Genomic DNA, 15,962 nt, shown 5'->3' on the forward strand with positions numbered 1-15,962 from the left:
CATGTATACTGTTTTTCTCGTCGAGGACGAGCCCCTGATCCGGGCGAACATGCGAAACGCGATCGAGAACAGCGGCGAACCCTTTAGCTGCATAGGCGAGGCTGGAGACGGCGAACTCGCGCTTACGATCATACAGGACCTGAAGCCCGATATCCTCATCACCGACATCAAGATGCCCTTCATGGACGGACTCACCCTCGCGCGGCACGCGAAGGCGATTATTCCCTGGCTCCGCGTCATCATCGTGAGCGGATACGACGACTTCGACCTCGCGCGGCAGGCTATCGACATCGGCGTCGATCAGTACATCCTGAAACCTACGCCGAACAAGGATCTCTTCGCGGCGCTGCACGTCGCGAGCGAAAAAATCGCCGAGCATAAAAAACAAAGCGTCTCGTTCTTGAAGCACCAGTCGAACGACGAGATGGTGAAGAATACTCTCATCGGTTCGTTTCTGGAACAGCTCTGCAACGGCGAAATCGGCGCCGACGAGGCGCTGCGCCGCGCCGACGAACTGGAGACAGGACTCCTGAGCAAGAGCTACGCGGTGGCGATCGCGCAGTATGAGGGAAAAAACGGTTACCCAAATCGCCTGACGATCACGTCCAAGGCGAAATACGCGCTGAGGAATGACCCGGAGGTCCTTTTTTTCATGAGCGGCGCGGACCACGTCGTGCTGATCGTCAAGGGGCCGACGGACATCGACGCCACCGGGAAGGCCTACCACGCAGCCCAGACGCTAAAGCACGAGATCGAAGACGACGGGTCGACCAAGCTCACCGTCGGCATCTCAGCCGTGACAAACCGCATCACGGGCATCCACGACGCGTACCGCGAGGCAGGCGTCTTGCTGAAGACGTTCGCCCAGACACACCGCAGCCGAATATTCTGCTCGGGCGACCTCTGCCGCGGCGACGCATCCGTCGTCCCGGCCATCGACGACCTCTTCGACGCCGACGTGGAAAACAAACTCAAATTCGCCACTCCGCAGGACGTTCCCGCCATCGTCGCAGAGTTCGCGAAAAGCATCGACACCGACGAGATGCAGAGCCTCCTCTACCGATATTACATTCTCATGGATCTCACTGCGGCCGCGACGCGCATCATCCGCAACTTCAACCCGTCGATGGCACAGGCCGAGCTTTCCCGTCACTTCGCAAGCCGCAAGGACGTGTTCTCTTCGGCCATTTCCGCGCAGGAGTTCACCGATCTCGCGACAAAGATTTGCCTGAAGTTCATAGAGCTCCGCGACAGCGGCAACAGCTGCCATCACAAAAAAATCGTTCAGAAGGCCTGCGACTTCATCAAAGAAAACTTTAATACCCCCGATATTTCGCTCAATACCGTCGCAGCCCACGTCTCTTTAAGCCCGACGCACTTCAGCACGATCTTCGCGCAGGAAATGTCCGTGACATTCATAGACTATCTGACCGGGGCCAGGATGGAAAAGGTAAAAGAACTACTCGTGACCACCGACGAAAAAATCGTCAGCATCGCTTTCTCTGTCGGCTACAACGAGCCGAATTACCTCAGCTACATCTTCAAAAAGCGCGAGGGACTGACCCCGAAGGAATACCGGACAATGAAGAAGGCGAAAGCGGAGTGATTTTTTTTTGGGGGGGGTGATGAACGCCGTCGCTGATTACAACAGATCGAGCCAATCGCGCCGGCCGTCGCTCCCGCACAGGAAAGCCCATGCAGGGGCGGATCAGGTTTTCCACTCCAGATCAACCGAAACCGTTCGCCATTGCGTAATGAACATCGCGATATTTATTGCCATGATAAAGGGGGCGTACGCCAGGTAATACAGAACGAAAGACAGCGGATTAAAACGGAAACGGGCGATGGCCGAAAAAGAACCGTATACCGCGAAAGTAAATGCAAAGCCTGCCAGCGTGCTGATCAAGCCGTCTGAAAGCATCGCGTGATGGGAGAGCCACAAGAACAAACCCGCCGGAAATTGGAAGGATTGCGCGATCATAAATATCAACGGATTCAGGAAGGATAGTTTTCCCACTGTCAACGATGCGAAGAGCAGCAGCGAAACGACGGAAGGAAGCGCTATAGCGAGAAGAGTCGTCAAAATCGAAGGCTGCCGAAAAACGCTTTTCGCCATATAAAGAAAATTGTCCTTAAACCACAACACATTTATCAGCGTCCAGCGCTTTCGTTGCTTGATCCAGTCATCCAGCGTGTCGGGCATTCCGGTGCGCACTTTCAGGGAAAGGTCGTAGGCATAGCGGGCATGGAGACGGAACGCGCGCGCGCCGAAATCGCCGTCCTCGTGCACCACCCGCTTAAACCCGCCCAAACGATCAAAAAGGGACTTGCGGACCGCGAACGCCGCTCCGATCACTCCCGGAGAACGGTGGACCAGCCTCGAAAACAAAAGACTTGCCATGGCGAGACTTTGATATTCGTGGGCGATCATCGCCGAAAAAACCGACTCGACGATCACCTCTTTCGGCATGTCCACGATATCGAACTCGACTAATTTGGATGCCAACCGGCTGATGAAGGTCGGATCGCGCGGCAGTTCGATATCATTATCGAGAAAAAGAAACGCATCAGTCTCGATCGAAAAAGCTGCGCGGTTAAGAGCCTCGGCCTTCCCTACATGCTCATCGGGGAAGACTACCTTCGCCGAATCGCCCGCTTCGGAAAGCGCGTGACTGATGGAATCCGTCATCGGACCGTCGACAACAGCGACTATTTCCAGATCTTCATACTCGTTCAAACGCAGAGAACGAACCATAGGGACAAAAAACTTCGGTTCCTTGTACAACGGTATAAGCACAGATATTTTCATGAATGACGCTCCGCGGTATTTTCAGCACCCCTATAAAACAAAAATAGAAATATCTGGTTTCATTTTTTTGAAGCAATTGAGAGCGGGAAGGTCGACGCATACAGAACACATACCGAGGCAGAACGCCCGCCGTCGCTTCGCGCCGGCTCCATCAGGGGCGCCGTTCAACGCGCGGAGCCCCCGCGTGCGAAAGTCCGTGCAGGGGCGAATCAAGAAGACGAGTCGGCTCGATTCATAAATCACCCATTTTCGAGATAATTCACATTTTGCAGAAAGTGTAGCGGGATGCGGGGTAGGCTATACAACGCCTGCCCGTCCAGTGGATCCCATTCTTAAACTAAATCAATAAGGATTATTTTTTCGAGGGCGGCGAGAACGGTTTGCCAAGGGATTAATTCCTGTTCGAGGCGGGGAATGCCGTTCAAGGGATACGAATCTAGAGGGACGAGGCGGTTTTCGAGAAGGTCGCGATAAAGAAGGTTTTCATCGACGGTAAGCCGGGTGAGGCTGCGTCGGGCTGGGGCGGGTTCGGTGACCCATTTGTCGCGGTTGGCGAGAAGGGTTTTGCGGTCCATAAGGAAGGACCGGGCAGAGGGAAAGGCGGAGCGGAGTTGGTCGAGAATTGCGAAGCCGTTGGTGTCGAGATCGCCCCAATACCATATATTTTTGTCAGCTAGCCACCGGCTTTTCGCGAGGCTAGTGAAGCCGTAGCCCCGGCCGAAAATGACGGCGGTGTCGGGAAGGCTCGGCAGCGAGAGGGCGGTGATGTCGTTTTCGATGATGAGGATGCGGGACTGGGGCAGGGTTACGGAGGCGAACTCATCGGCGGGAACCGAGAGGTCGGTGTAAGGCGTGAAGGTTGAAAGCGGGTCAAGGATGCGGAAGCGGATGAGTTCCGGTTTGGCGCGAAAGCCGAAGCGGTCTTCGAAGGAGAGGGCGGGGCTCGCAGGCTGACCGTCGCCTGACACGCTGACGAGCGCTTCCGGGTCGAGCAGATTCCACCACTGTTTGAGTAATCCGCGGTTTCGCTCTATGAATTTGGTGTCTACCCCGGGTACCGGAACCTGACGAAGGTATAGGCCGGATTTCCGGTTAGCGAGATACCAATCTGTAAGGTTAAGGAGCATCTCGAGGATAGGCGCATTCTCCAGAAGGGTGAGAGGGCGTTTGCGAACCCAAGGTTCGAGGGCCGGATAGCGCACGAGCGCGAGAGCGCAGACGGCGCGCCAAAGGTCAAGCTCTTTCCGTTTGCCGAGATAGAGGGCAAGATCGTCGAGCTGGAAGAAGATTACCGCTTCGGGGATGCGGTTTTTTCCGAGCTGGCGGTGATCCCATTCCTTCCATACAAGGGTCAGTCCGCTCCTGGCTTCCTTGTCCGCATGCAGCGCCCACGCTTCGGTCCAGCGGCGGACCGTATCGAAGCCTTTGAGGGATTCTGAAGCGGTGGGACCCTTGAGGGGAAACCGAAGGTTGGGCGGTTCGGAAGCGGCATAATCGGGGCATGAGTTTTCACTCACCGGCTCGGGCACCGTGAAATATTTCCCTTTACGCCAAGCGTCGAGTAGTTTCGCCTTCAGGTCATCGGGGAAGGAGAGATTCACTGATCGTTCTCCGGAGAAGCTGATTCGCCCGAACCAATGTCGGAGCCCGCTTGCCCTGCGGCACGTTCCGCTTTCTTGGCGCGGTAAGCCTCGATCGTGAGGGTCTGAAGACGGGAGTCGCGGCCTTCATCGTTGTAGACGAAGCCGACGGTGGACACATAGGGCTCGATGATATGGATTTTTTGCAGGGGTGTGACGATGAGGAGCTGCAGGTTGAGTTCCTTAAAAAGGCGCAGTCCGTATCGGCTTGATTCGTCGGACCCCCGGCCGAAGGCTTCGTCGATCATGACAAAGCGGAAGCTGCGGGATTTGGTTTCGCCCCGCTCCAGGCCAAACTGGTAGGCAAGGCTCGCGGCGAGAATCGTGTAGGCGAGTTTTTCTTTCTGGCCGCCGGATTTTCCGCCCGAGTCGGCGTAATGCTCGAACTCGGTGTCGTCTTCCCGCCAGCGCTCGGAGGCAGCGAAGCCGAACCAATTGCGTACGTCGGTAACCTTTTCGGTCCAGCGGCGATCCAGCTCGGCATACCCTTCCCTGCCCCGGAACCGCTGGATAATTTCCTTCACCTGCAGGAATTTCCGCTCCCCATAGAGTTCGTCCTGGGTTTGGCCCAGAGTGCCTTCGGTGCAGGAGCGAAGCTGTGCCCGGAACTCCCTGATTTCCGCATCAACTGAACTTTGATGCTCGAGCAGAATATATCGCCCCGGATTGTAATCGATGGCGGCGAGAGACTTGTTGATGCGGTCGATACGCTCGCGGATCAGGCTTCCTTCGGCGTCGAGCTGGGCGCGGAAATTCGCTACCTCGCGGATGGTATTTTCGTTCAACAGGGTTTTAAACTTCGCCTCGAAGGCGGGAAGGTCGTCAGCCAGGAGCTTCGAAAGCATGGAGCGGTATTCCTCGCCTGCGGCCACTGATTCGTCCAGTTCCCGGGTTTCCACGGGATAAGCCAAGCGGAAATCTTTCATGCGGCCGACTATTCTACCGGTAAGGGTTTCAAGCCGTTTCCCTGCGGAATCAATTTTACCCTGAAGGTAATCCCGAAAGGTACGCTCCTGCAGATCAAGATTCATCAAGTTCGGAGAATGTTCGCCCGGGGCTTCTTTTTGCAGGGGCTCCAACAAGGAGGCTAGATCGTCCCGGGGAGCAAGAGCCGGGTTCTTGGGAATATAGGATTCGAGGGCGCTCAAAATCGAGGTTTCACAGGTTCCCAAATCGGCTTTTTTATCCTCCTCCTGCTGTTCCAGCCGGGAAAGGGCATCGCGCCGGGAGTTGAGCCGGTTTTCCTGCTCGTCCAAACGACTCTCGGTTTCGGCTAAACGACGGGTCAGATCTTTGAGGATGTCGGAAGAGCCTTCCAGGACACGAAGGGCTTTTTCAACTTCGGCGATCTTGAGAGCAGCTCCCTGCCAGTCGATATCCTCGAAGCGGAGAAAGTTTTCCAGGGCGGACACGGCGTCGCGGACGGAGCGGAGAACGTCGAGCTCTTCAAGGAGGGAGTTCCGTTTTTCCGCCAGGGCGGCCATTTCACTGGCCAGCTCCGAGGCGGTTTTTTCGAGGACCCTGATTTTTTCTCGGTTAGTCCAGCCGAGAACGTAGCGGCTCCGGTCCCGAAGGTCGTAGCGGTCGTCCTTCTCGTGCCGGGCGCCCCCTTCCTTGGTTTGTCCCGAAGGTGTCACCGCCTTCTCGTTCCGTCTGAAGTCCGTAAGGCTGCGGCAGCACACGTGGTCAAACCGACGCTCCAGCTGGGCGGTTACCCAGGGCGCAAAGGCAGGGTCGCGCTTCACATCGATCTTCGACGCGAGAGAGTCGGTACTGGCAGACATCCCGCCCGAGCCGCTCCCGCTGCCCATTTCCTCCCGCACCCGGAAGTACACCAAGCGGCCCCGCAAATTGGTACGATCCACGTATTCTGAAACCCGCTGATAGCGCTCCTCGCTCACCAACAAGGACAGGGCAAAGTTGTGCAGAACCCGCTCGGCGGCACCTTCCCACTCTTCCTCCCCTTCTTTTATGCGCAAGAGCTCGCCGCAAAAAGGCAGGGCTTCCGGCAGCAAATCCAGGGCGCGGCAAAGGTCGTCGCGAATCTCCACTTGCCGGGCGGGTATATTGCTCGCCCGCTTTTTCAGCGAGGCAATTTCCGCATTAACCGCCTGCTGTTTTTCCCGGAGCCCATGAATGTTTACATCTATCTCGGTTCGGCTGTTTTGAATCGCCGCTTCTTTCTCGGTAAGGGCCGCGTTCGCCTCCCGGGCAAGGCTGAGGTTTCGGGCAAAGGATTCCGCGTCGCCCGCTGCAGGAAGTTCCGCGACCTTCCGAAGATCGTCATACCGTTTCCTGTTTTCCTTCAGTTTGTCCCGGCTCGCTTCCAGCTGTATTTTTTGGGTGCGGAGCCGCTCAATCTCGTTACCACCCTGGGCGGCGATGGATTCCTTGATCCGCTCCCGCTCGAGCCGCGTATCGTTGAGCTCAGAGGTCACCGTTTCAAGGACGGTCCGCTTCGAATTGATTTCTTTTTCGAGCTGGGCGATTTTTTCGGCGAGCAGGTCGCGGCGGATAAAACCGTAATGCAGGCTCAATCCATTCCGGCAAGAAGTCAGGTTTTCCCTCAAGGCCGTTTCTTCGGCATGGGAACCAAGATCGGCTGCCAGGGGTTTCAGCCGGTTAATCTGATCACGGGCGCGAAGGATCGCCTCATGGGCCCGGTCAAGATCGTCAAAGTGATGAATAAGAGCTTCGATCTTCGGACCGCTTTCAAAGGCTTCGAGCATGTGGCGCTGGACGAAATCCGTCAGGTCGCCTACTGATTTCATGGACACTGTCTGGTGAAAGAGCTCCAAAGCCTGCTCGTTCTGAATGCCGAAAATACGCCGCCACTCAAGGCCGTAACTTTTAAAGTCGTCAAAAAGCGCGCAGGAAGGAAGAGATTTCAGGTTTTTCCTCAAAGCCCCGATTTCGCTTCCGAAGCCCGTGAAATGATCCCGCACATTCAAGTCAGATTCGGATACAAGGTAAAACCGCGCAGGCTGGCCCTTCACGTCTTTTTGCCAAAACACCTGGGCCAGGGTCACGGTCTGGTTGTAGCCCTCGTTCCGGAACACCCCGAGAATCACCGAATAATCCTGCGTTCCGCGCAGGGCCACCGAGCGCGAAGCAAGGCCTTCATCGCTCCGCTCGGACTTGAAATACCCGAGCACGTAGGAGCGCAAATCCCGCTCCTTTGTTCCCGCCCCGGCAGCCCGGTTATAGGCGATCCGGTTTGCCGGAATCAACAAAGTGGTCAGGGCGTCCACCAGGGTGGATTTACCAGAGCCGATGTCGCCGGTCAACAGGGCGTTTTTTCCCTCCAGGGGAAAGGTCCACACCCGGCCGTTAAAGGTTCCCCAGTTGTACACCTCCAGCCGGTCCAGACGGAACCCCGCCAGGGTGTCGCTTTCCGCAAAATCAAGGAAGCCGTCATTCACCGCGATCATTGTCCTGGCCTCCCTTTGTGCCGTAATCGAACTCGCCGTATTCAGCCAGGCGTTTGTCGAACTCCGAAAGCCATTGAGCATCCACAAAGACCTTCAAAACCCGGCGCACCTCGATCTTCTTCCCGTCATCTCCCAAATAGCGGATAAAACCCAGGTCGTGCACCCGGTTCAAATAGTTGTCGAACCGGGTAAGCCACTGAACCTCGTTGTTGCCCTTTTGCAAAAAGGTCTCGGTCAATTTTATCAGCTCTTCCCGGTCAAGGATCAGCCGGGGGTCTGACCCCGCCGCGTCGTGCTCGGCAAACTTCCGCCGGAGCAGGGCCAAAATCAGGCTCACGGGATAGCTCAGCTGCCGGCGCGGTATGAGCTTCGGAATATCCGCCGACTCCTCGTCGGCGGTGGACTTCAAAAAGCCGTAGCCCTCTTCCTCGGAAAGGACGAGGTCAAGGCCCAGGAGGTTGAAATGGTCCATCACCGACCCCTGACGCTTCAAAAGGCTTTGCCACAGGCCCTCGTCATCTTCCCGATACACGATACCTTTCAAAAGGCGAACCAGCACCCTGGAATAGTCAATGTCTTTTTCTTTCATTTTGAACTCCGGCAAAAGAGAATGAGCGGTGATCGCGCTTCACGCAGCACCTCGTTATCATCGACCCAGGAAACCCGCTCCCGGCCCGTCTCGTCGATAATGCTCAGCGGTCGCTCCGAGGCGATCTGTACGTAGGCCACCAGCTCGGATAAGCCTTCCTCCAAGGGAAAGCGCGAAAGCACCGCTGCAAGGCTTACCTGAGCCGAATCGGCCAGGCAGGAATCGATATTCGCCTCGAGCCGTGCGCGGTCCACAAAAGCCTGATCCAGAAGAAGGCTCATGTCCAACTCTTCCGAACCGGTTTCCGGCAAAGCGCTGTCCAGGGACACCGCCAAGGGGGCATGAAAAGGGGATAATCCATGGGCAGGGTTATATCGCAGCGACTCCCGGAAATTTCCATAAAAGCGGCGTCGCTCGGCGGTTCTTCCGCATGCCCTACCGCCTTGTGCTCGATGCTCCTCAGCAGGTCCATAATGCGCCGGTTTTCCCAAAAAGCCTTGTCGTCAAGATACCGGCGAAGCTGGCTCGAGAGCTGGGCCACCCGGCGCTGGGTTTGCTCCCCCGCGAAAATCCAGTCAAAATGCACCCGACGAAGCCGTCGGTCTTCAAGAAGGTCCCCCAGCTCGCGGATATTCCACGCCTTGTCCAACAAGGCTTCCAGCTCATCCCGGCTCGCGGGATGCATGATAAAATCCCAAAAAGCGCGAAAACTCATGCCCTCGTCGGAATCGGTAATCTCGTCGTGACGGTCAAGAATGCGCCTGAGAAGGTCGCTCTTTTCCCCGTCCCACAGGGTAATCTCCTCGCGGATGGACCGGTCCAGATCCATAAAGTTCCGCTCCACCGCGCGAAAATCCCCAAGCAAATCCCGGGCGGTCTGACGGAACTGCTGAAACCGCTCCCTCAGTTCCCGGTCGGTAAGCCCCGTAAACTCGCCCTTCTTCAGCCGCTCAATCTCGGCCTCGACCTCTTTCTTCTGCTTCTTCAGGGCCTTCATCCGGAGCTCCCGATTTTCCTCGGTCCCGTGTACCACCTGCCGCAAAAGGTCAAAACACAAATTGAGCCGCCCCTCGGTCCCGAGAAACCCCGACCCCGAAAGCTGCTCCATCCACGACAGGGCCTTCTCCGCCTCAGGCGTCAAATCGTAATGGGGAGTGTCCGAACCTTGGGGGTAAAATTTGCGAAGCCAGCCCCGGGAATCGGACGTCCACTCGGTCAAATACTCCGCCGCAGTACGCGGAAACGGATCCCCCTCCAGCCGCTCGGCTAATGTCCGCTGATAATCGTCCAGCGCAAGAATTAAATCGGTCTCGCTCACCTGCCGCACATTATTTTCCCGAAACGTCCGGTCCAAAAAAGAGGCCACCATAGCCGCATTGTCCGCCATAAAAAGCCGCCAGGCCGGGTGATTTTTCCTGTGATGCGCGAGGGTATCAAAATCTAATGCCATTCATGTTACCTTAAGTCGAGGATTATACCATAAAGAGGAAAGATTGAGGCAGGGGGATATTGATAAGGGATGAGGCAGAAGGCGTCATGCGGGTCGAACGGTGTACGGCGGAGCCGCCGCCGGGAGCGGACTTTTTACTGCGACTTAAAAAAACCCACCTTTTTGCACTGATTTTCACCGTTGACCCGGGTCTATCTTCTATGGATCGCAATCCCGATTGACCAGAAAGCTGCGCGAAAAGCATCGTGGTAAAAATAAGACCAACTGGAAAATCCCTTGGAGCCTTTCTCGGTTTCATGTAATTGTACCAGCTGTTGGAATTGAGATATTGGAATGAAATCTAGCATTTGGACCAATAGCATGTTAGTATTATTCAAGTCTGATTTCCTTCTGCGGTAACGGTTTTTGTATGGTAACTTTAATCATGCAATGGAAATCAAACTCTCTATTTCAAATTATTTTTTGGACACTGGTGTCATTACATTTATTTTTATAGCCCGCTTATTCAGGCCTTTTCTCTGCATACTAACCGAAAAAAACACTGTGCGAAGTTTACGCAGGTTCGACTGGTATAATTCTCATAGACCACTGGTATAATTCTTAAAGACCACTGGTATAATTCTCATAGACCACTGGTATCCAGAAATTTTCATCACTGTATCTGGTCTCCATTCACCGCGGATGAGGGATGTTAGAAAGGTCGTTAGGAAACCCGTTTATACAAGACCGAGGCAGAACGCCCGCCGGCGCATTCGCGCCGGCTCCATCAGAGGCGGAATTCAACGCGCGGAGCCCCCGCGTGCGAAGGTCAATGCAGGGGCCTAAATCATTCCGATTACCAAACCTCTCACCCTTTATAGAGATTTTTCACATTTTGCAGAAAGTGTAGCGTGATGTGAGACAACTTCATGGTAGAATAATATAAAAGGCATAACAAATTTCTACGGAGGATCTATGAAAAAGCTCGCACTGGTTTTAATTGCAGGACTCGTACTACTAGCGCAAAACATCTCTGCACAGGATCAACAAAACAGAAGCTTATACTTCGATATCGGCATGGGGACGGGCGCCGTCAGCTACGGAGAAGAACTCGACGATGTCATGAAAATCCTCGACGGACTCGGCGCGGACAGAACGACAATCTACGCGGATATAGCAGCCGGGATAGCGGCAACGCAAAAGATGTACGTCATTTTCTCCGCAGCCGCATTCGCCGACGGCTTGCACTATCAGAATGAAAGCATAATCATGACCTCAATATTGGCAAGCGGCGGAATACGCTATTATCCGTTCGTGACCGGCCTGCAGATCGGCGCTGAGATGGGAATGGGCACTATTAAAATCGAAGTTACAGGGGAAGAAGAAATCGAAAGCGATCCGGAGATTGGAGGAAAATTTACAGCCGCCTACGATTTCGATTCGACAAAAACCGGAGCTGCCTTGCAGATTGGAGTATCGCTTCTTTATAGCATTTTCGAGGAGGATACTATTTCCGGAGGGGCGCTGTTTGCCAAGTTCGCATACAAGTAAAAAGCAATGAGAATAGACGCTGTCGGCCTACGGGATACCCTTCTACGAGAAGGACGACTACGCCGGAAACACGAGCTCGAAAAGGTGGTTCATCGATCCGGCGGAATACGAGAAAACGATTCCCGTCAGGCTCGACTCGATGGAACGCATGATGCTCCGCTCGATAGTCGAGCGAACGAGGGTCTTCGACAAAACAAAACTGAAATGCAGAATGGACCGATTGCGAGCGAAGCTCAATGCAACCATCCTCCACGACAAAGTGCGGCCTGTGCAGAGCACGGTCTACACTTTCAAGGGCAGCATCTCCTACGAGGGCAAGGAAGACATCATCGACCTCCTGTGCTCCTGCATCGAAGAACGCGCGCGCGCGGCCGTAACCTACCGCTCGCCCTCCTCCGCCGAAGATAAAACCTACGACATCGAACCGCTCACTCTGGTGGATCACGGCAACGCCCTCTACGTGATCGTCGCCATCCCCAAGCACAACCGCAACATCCGCATACTCGCCGTAGACCGCATCAAAAAGCTGGTTAAAACCGGCGAAGTCTTCGAGATACCGGACGGTTTCGACCCCCACGCCTATCTCACCCCCTCATTCGGCATCACCGTGGAAGAACCCCTGAACGTACAAATCCGCTTTACAGCGGAAGCCGCCTTCTACATCCGCGAACGAGTCTGGGGCCAAAATCAAAGCATTCAGGAATGCAAAGACGGCTCGATCATCCTGTCCTTTAGCGCCTCCGGCATAAAAGAAATCGCCGCCTGGATCCTGTCCTGGGGCAAAGGCGCCCGCGCCCTCGAACCGGAAGCCCTGGTAGAGCGCGTACGGGAAGAGCTCGCAGGAGCGGCCGCGGGGTATGGGGAGGGGTGACTGAAAAAACTCAATAGCGGCAGGGCGGCAATTATGATGCCAAGAAATTGATCATGCTTTTCGTTTTGACGAAACATACCCCCTTTAACGCTTTTTAACTCGGATATATCGAAGAACCTGTATTCGACCTGCGAACCTGCGACCGACGATAAGGCAGCGGTTTAGTTCGTTCGAAAGTGCTGCGTAACTCCGCCTTGGATCTAAGTTCTTTCCATCCTTTCTCCCTTCCCCCGCCCCTGCATGGACCCTCTCCCGCGGGGGCTCCGCGCGTTGCCGTTGCGCGCTTCTTTTCGCGTTCTGCCTCGGTCTCCTGTCTTAAAAAAAGCAATTCTTTTTCTGATGTTGCGCGGCGGATGTCGTGGTACCATTCAGGGGAGGCGCTCGGGCGCGGAGGGGATTTCGCGGATGTATATTTTCAGCATACAGTCGGAGATCGGCATGGATGAAAAGGTCCTATTATCAGGCGAGGTTCACGGGGTTCCGGAGGATGTCGCGGAAGCGTTGAGCGCCCAGGACGGATTGATCGGCATCTGGAACGCTTTGACTCCGCTCGCGCGCAACGAGTGGATTTGCTGGGTCGAGAGCGTCAAGCAGGAAAAGACGCGGAGGGAGCATGTCGAGCGGCTGGCGGCCGAGCTCCGCGAGGGAAAGAAGCGGCCCTGCTGCTGGCCTGGTTGCCCGCATCGAGCGAAGAAGACGCAAAGGAAGGCAGGAAACCCGAATCAGGATGAATCAGGGACGAAGGCAGGCGACAACCGCGGAGAAAGCTCGAAGGAAGCAGATTCGATCGACCGGTTCATCGAAGCGAAGGTGCCGGATCGATATAAACCGGTCGTCGAAAAATTCCGCCGCTTTGTCGCCGGGGAGTTTCCGGAACTGCGGGAAGAAATGCGCGGAGGAACCGACAAGTATTACGGAGTTCCCGTATATCGATACAAGAGGATTGTCCTTACCCTCAGCCCGACTCAAAAAGGAATTACCTTTTCGTTTTCCGAGGGCAGGAAGTTCGAAGATCGGTACGGCCTGCTTGAGGGCGAGGGAAACAAAACGCTGAACCTGAGAATCGGCGGCGAAGGAGAGTATTCCGAGGACGTTCTGAGATATTACCTCAGGCAGGCCGTCGAGTTCGATTCCCGATAAGCGCCCGGCATCGCCCTATTCCCAGAGCACGGCGATCGATCTTTTTCCCAGGATGCGGTCGTCGAAAACGATCTTTCCGGCGCGTTCCGGGCTTCCGGCCGCGCCGAAGCATGCGTGGAGGGGCAGTAAATGTTCTTCGCGGGGATGGCAATACCGGGCGCCGGGAAAACGCTCCCATTCGATAAGGTCTTTTTCCGCGGCTTCTATTGAACCGGAGCGCGTACACGCTTCGACGAGGCGGTTTTGAAAGAGGTCGTTGCGCTCGTCGATTCCGTCGCCGCCGCTGAAAAACGCGTTCATGTTATGGAAAGAAAATCCCGACCCCACGATGAGCACGTTTTCGCTCAGCAAGGGTTTGAGCGCTTTGCCCATGTGAATATGACGCGCCGGATCGAGACCCGCGATAAGGGATATCTGCACCGTAGGGATGGGCGATTCAGGATACATGAGCATGAGCGGAATGAATACGCCGTGGTCGAAGCCGCGGCTTGTTTCGAGTTCCGATTCGATGCCCGCCGCGGCGAAGGAGTCCCGGATTGCACCGGCAAGAGACGGATTGCCGGGCAGCGGATAGCTCAACGAATATGCCTCCCGGGGAAAACCGTAGTAATCGTAGAGCAGCGGAGGATTCGCGCTTGAGATGATCGAAGGGACGCGTTCTTCCCAATGCGCGCTGACGACGATAATAGAGTCGGGCCTTCTGCGCGAGCGGGCGAATTCTTTCATGAAACGAACCATTTCAGCGTGCTGTGCGTCTCCCAGTATCGGAAGAGGGCCTCCTCCGTGGGAGAGATATATCGCCGATCCCTGTTTACCGTTGCCAGCCATTTCCGCGCCTCCTGTTTTCCGACGTTCGTGCCGCGCGCAAATGCATGCGCGCGGTTCCGACATGAGTATACTGCCGTTTCCTCTGAAAGTGCGGAGAATCGATGCATTCCCTGCAAAGACTCTCGTACGCGGGGGCTCCGCGCGTTGAGACCGCGCCGGTCTTTAAGCGTTCTGCCTCGTTTTTGATTTTCTGTACTTATGCCTTTCTCTTGCAGTTTCATAATCGAAGGCGAATACAAATCTGTTCATATATTAACTTGACTGCGCGTAAAAGCGGATTTATCCTGATACAACGATTTTCTGTGAAAAGCTTTTCATAGAAATGACGAGACCGATGGCATTTCGAGAGGAGCAAGTATAATGGTCAAAAAAAGAATCGGGGCGGCGCTGTTCGCGGTAGCGATAGCGGCGGGGCTCTGGGCCGCGCCGATATAGTCGAGGGGAAGATACAACACCGCGTAGCCGAACGGCTGCAGTGGTTCCGGAGAACAGAGATGCGGCATTCCCGGAGGAATGGCAATGAACTGATCTTCGACGAGCTCCGATTTCCAGTTGCCCAGCGAAACGCGGGTCGCGCCGCGAAGAACAATGCTTAACGACCAGGATTGATGAATATGCGGCCGGCTCGAATACTGGTTCATTCCGGTTTTCACTTCGATGCCGGGATTCAGGCGATTGAGGCTCATCTTCGCGCGGGCCGCTGTCGCGGCGGTAGTATGGAGGGGCATGGTTTTGATGCGCAACTGTAGCCGATAGATCCGCGAATGACAAGGGACAGGGATCGATGCGGAATGCCGGACGGACTCCTGGGCCGGCCGGCATTGGAGCGGAGAGCCCGGCGCCGACCGAAGGGCGGCGGTCCCCCGAAGTTGTTTGCTTTCCCCGGGCCGAGCTAGTACATTTGGTAGCATAAGGGAGAATATATGAAAAAGAGCGCGAAATTTTTGGCGGCGGCTGCGATGTGCATCTTGGGAGCGGGGGGCGCGTTCGCGCAAGCCTTCGCGGATATAGAATACGGGGCGGCGTTCACCGGATATAATAATGTCGCTATTCCGGCGGATACGGGGACGAAGATTTCATTGAAGGACGATACGAATTCTGCGCTTGCCCAGGCGCTGCGTTTGAGGCTCGGATATACGATAGCGGACCGGCATACGGTTTCGGTGTTGATCGCGCCGCTGACTGTCTACGGAACGGGCAAGCTCGACAGGGAGGTCGAGTATCAGGGGATCGTGTTTCCGGCGGGCGAAGAAGTGAGCTCGACCTATCGCTTCGATTCGTACCGACTCACCTATAGATATTCCATCATCGACTCTGAGGATTTCAAATTGGCTTTAGGCTTGAGCGGGAAGATCCGGAGCGCGGACATCGCGCTGATGTCGGAGAACGGGTACGCCCACCGCAGCGATCTTGGCGTGGTGCCGCTGGTCAACTTTTCCTTCCTGTGGAACTTTAACGGACCGTTCAGTTTGCTCGTCGACGGCGACGCGCTCGGCTCGCCTTACGGACGCGCGGAGGATGTGCTCGCGGCCATTCAGTATGCGGCCGACGATCGGGCGACGTTCAGGCTGGGATATCGGGTTCTGGAGGGCGGATCGGACGGCGGCGGAAACGTATATACATTCGCGCTGTTCCACTACATAACAGCCGGCCTTACGATCGGCTTGTAAGGCG

15 protein-coding genes are annotated in these 15,962 nt (G+C 55.5%); 5 read left to right on the top strand and 10 right to left on the bottom strand.

The features are described from left to right. Position 1 precedes the first annotated feature (1 nt). Positions 2-1,606 (top strand): response regulator, encoded by a 1,605-nt coding sequence (locus K7J14_RS01475; RefSeq protein ID WP_230752307.1) that lies wholly within the window; start codon positions 2-4, stop codon positions 1,604-1,606. Positions 1,607-1,708: 102 nt separating this feature from the next. Here K7J14_RS01475 and K7J14_RS01480 read toward each other — a convergent pair whose 3' ends face one another. From K7J14_RS01480 to K7J14_RS16300, 7 genes are all read right to left on the bottom strand, one after another. Continuing rightward, positions 1,709-2,809, bottom strand: a complete 1,101-nt coding sequence (locus K7J14_RS01480; RefSeq protein WP_230752308.1) for a glycosyltransferase — start codon at positions 2,807-2,809, stop codon at positions 1,709-1,711. Positions 2,810-3,141: 332 nt separating this feature from the next. Beyond that, positions 3,142-4,410, bottom strand: a complete 1,269-nt coding sequence (locus K7J14_RS01485) for a Wadjet anti-phage system protein JetD domain-containing protein (RefSeq protein ID WP_230752309.1) — start codon at positions 4,408-4,410, stop codon at positions 3,142-3,144. Next, positions 4,407-7,880 (bottom strand): ATP-binding protein, encoded by a 3,474-nt coding sequence (locus K7J14_RS01490; RefSeq protein ID WP_230752310.1) that lies wholly within the window; start codon positions 7,878-7,880, stop codon positions 4,407-4,409. The genes K7J14_RS01485 and K7J14_RS01490 overlap by 4 nt, the downstream gene beginning before the upstream one ends. Beyond that, positions 7,864-8,469, bottom strand: coding sequence for a DUF4194 domain-containing protein (locus K7J14_RS01495; RefSeq protein ID WP_230752311.1), 606 nt, complete (start codon positions 8,467-8,469; stop codon positions 7,864-7,866). The genes K7J14_RS01490 and K7J14_RS01495 overlap by 17 nt, the downstream gene beginning before the upstream one ends. Then, entirely contained in the window at positions 8,466-8,750 is a 285-nt protein-coding gene (locus K7J14_RS01500) for a DUF3375 family protein (protein WP_408033963.1), read from the bottom strand. Before K7J14_RS01500 ends, K7J14_RS01495 begins: the two co-directional genes overlap by 4 nt. After that, on the bottom strand, positions 8,747-9,919 hold the full coding sequence (locus K7J14_RS01505; RefSeq protein WP_230752312.1) for a DUF3375 domain-containing protein: 1,173 nt from the start codon (positions 9,917-9,919) through the stop codon (positions 8,747-8,749). The genes K7J14_RS01500 and K7J14_RS01505 overlap by 4 nt, the downstream gene beginning before the upstream one ends. A 191-nt stretch (positions 9,920-10,110) precedes the next feature. Next, the gene (locus K7J14_RS16300; protein WP_408033970.1) at positions 10,111-10,281 is read right to left on the bottom strand and encodes a DUF4372 domain-containing protein; all 171 of its coding nucleotides are present in this window, start codon (positions 10,279-10,281) and stop codon (positions 10,111-10,113) included. A gap of 592 nt (positions 10,282-10,873) precedes the next feature. Here K7J14_RS16300 and K7J14_RS01510 point away from each other — a divergent pair. After that, a complete protein-coding gene (locus tag K7J14_RS01510) occupies positions 10,874-11,449 on the top strand; it encodes a hypothetical protein (RefSeq protein WP_230752313.1) in 576 nt (191 codons plus the stop codon). A 57-nt stretch (positions 11,450-11,506) separates the two neighbouring features. On the opposite strand, the gene K7J14_RS16050 is transcribed toward K7J14_RS01510, so the two are convergent. Further along, a complete protein-coding gene (locus K7J14_RS16050; RefSeq protein ID WP_269062368.1) occupies positions 11,507-11,641 on the bottom strand; it encodes a hypothetical protein in 135 nt (44 codons plus the stop codon). Positions 11,642-11,660: 19 nt separating this feature from the next. On the opposite strand from K7J14_RS16050, the gene K7J14_RS01515 reads away from it, so the two are divergent. Further along, the gene (locus K7J14_RS01515) at positions 11,661-12,320 is read left to right on the top strand and encodes a WYL domain-containing protein (RefSeq protein WP_230752314.1); all 660 of its coding nucleotides are present in this window, start codon (positions 11,661-11,663) and stop codon (positions 12,318-12,320) included. Positions 12,321-12,758: 438 nt separating this feature from the next. Next, positions 12,759-13,460 (top strand): YdeI/OmpD-associated family protein, encoded by a 702-nt coding sequence (locus K7J14_RS01520; protein ID WP_230752315.1) that lies wholly within the window; start codon positions 12,759-12,761, stop codon positions 13,458-13,460. Positions 13,461-13,475: 15 nt separating this feature from the next. Here the strand turns inward: K7J14_RS01520 and K7J14_RS01525 are convergent, their stop codons facing one another. Both K7J14_RS01525 and K7J14_RS01530 read right to left on the bottom strand, forming a co-directional pair. Beyond that, on the bottom strand, positions 13,476-14,288 hold the full coding sequence (locus K7J14_RS01525; RefSeq protein WP_230752316.1) for a DODA-type extradiol aromatic ring-opening family dioxygenase: 813 nt from the start codon (positions 14,286-14,288) through the stop codon (positions 13,476-13,478). A gap of 314 nt (positions 14,289-14,602) precedes the next feature. Continuing rightward, the gene (locus K7J14_RS01530; RefSeq protein ID WP_230752317.1) at positions 14,603-15,031 is read right to left on the bottom strand and encodes an AraC family ligand binding domain-containing protein; all 429 of its coding nucleotides are present in this window, start codon (positions 15,029-15,031) and stop codon (positions 14,603-14,605) included. A gap of 180 nt (positions 15,032-15,211) precedes the next feature. Between K7J14_RS01530 and K7J14_RS01535 the strand changes: the two genes are divergently transcribed. Beyond that, positions 15,212-15,958 carry a hypothetical protein gene (locus K7J14_RS01535; RefSeq protein WP_230752318.1) on the top strand — a complete coding sequence of 249 codons (747 nt, stop codon included), beginning with the start codon at positions 15,212-15,214 and terminating at the stop codon, positions 15,956-15,958. Positions 15,959-15,962 lie beyond the last annotated feature (4 nt).

Source organism: Teretinema zuelzerae (genome assembly GCF_021021555.1).
In the GTDB taxonomy this organism is placed as follows: domain Bacteria; phylum Spirochaetota; class Spirochaetia; order Treponematales; family Treponemataceae; genus Teretinema; species Teretinema zuelzerae.

Excerpts from the sequence above, each read along its gene's own strand:
- K7J14_RS01520 (WP_230752315.1), top strand. The coding sequence starts at position 12,759 with ATGGATGAAAAGGTCCTATTATCAGGCGAGGTTCACGGGGTTCCGGAG.
- K7J14_RS01525 (WP_230752316.1), bottom strand. The coding sequence starts at position 14,288 with ATGGCTGGCAACGGTAAACAGGGATCGGCGATATATCTCTCCCACGGA.
- K7J14_RS01505 (WP_230752312.1), bottom strand. The coding sequence starts at position 9,919 with ATGGCATTAGATTTTGATACCCTCGCGCATCACAGGAAAAATCACCCG.
- K7J14_RS01480 (WP_230752308.1), bottom strand. The coding sequence starts at position 2,809 with ATGAAAATATCTGTGCTTATACCGTTGTACAAGGAACCGAAGTTTTTT.
- K7J14_RS01475 (WP_230752307.1), top strand. The coding sequence starts at position 2 with ATGTATACTGTTTTTCTCGTCGAGGACGAGCCCCTGATCCGGGCGAAC.
- K7J14_RS01490 (WP_230752310.1), bottom strand. The coding sequence starts at position 7,880 with ATGATCGCGGTGAATGACGGCTTCCTTGATTTTGCGGAAAGCGACACC.
- K7J14_RS16300 (WP_408033970.1), bottom strand. The coding sequence starts at position 10,281 with ATGCTATTGGTCCAAATGCTAGATTTCATTCCAATATCTCAATTCCAA.
- K7J14_RS01510 (WP_230752313.1), top strand. The coding sequence starts at position 10,874 with ATGAAAAAGCTCGCACTGGTTTTAATTGCAGGACTCGTACTACTAGCG.
- K7J14_RS01535 (WP_230752318.1), top strand. The coding sequence starts at position 15,212 with ATGAAAAAGAGCGCGAAATTTTTGGCGGCGGCTGCGATGTGCATCTTG.
- K7J14_RS01500 (WP_408033963.1), bottom strand. The coding sequence starts at position 8,750 with ATGAGCCTTCTTCTGGATCAGGCTTTTGTGGACCGCGCACGGCTCGAG.
- K7J14_RS01515 (WP_230752314.1), top strand. The coding sequence starts at position 11,661 with ATGGACCGATTGCGAGCGAAGCTCAATGCAACCATCCTCCACGACAAA.
- K7J14_RS01495 (WP_230752311.1), bottom strand. The coding sequence starts at position 8,469 with ATGAAAGAAAAAGACATTGACTATTCCAGGGTGCTGGTTCGCCTTTTG.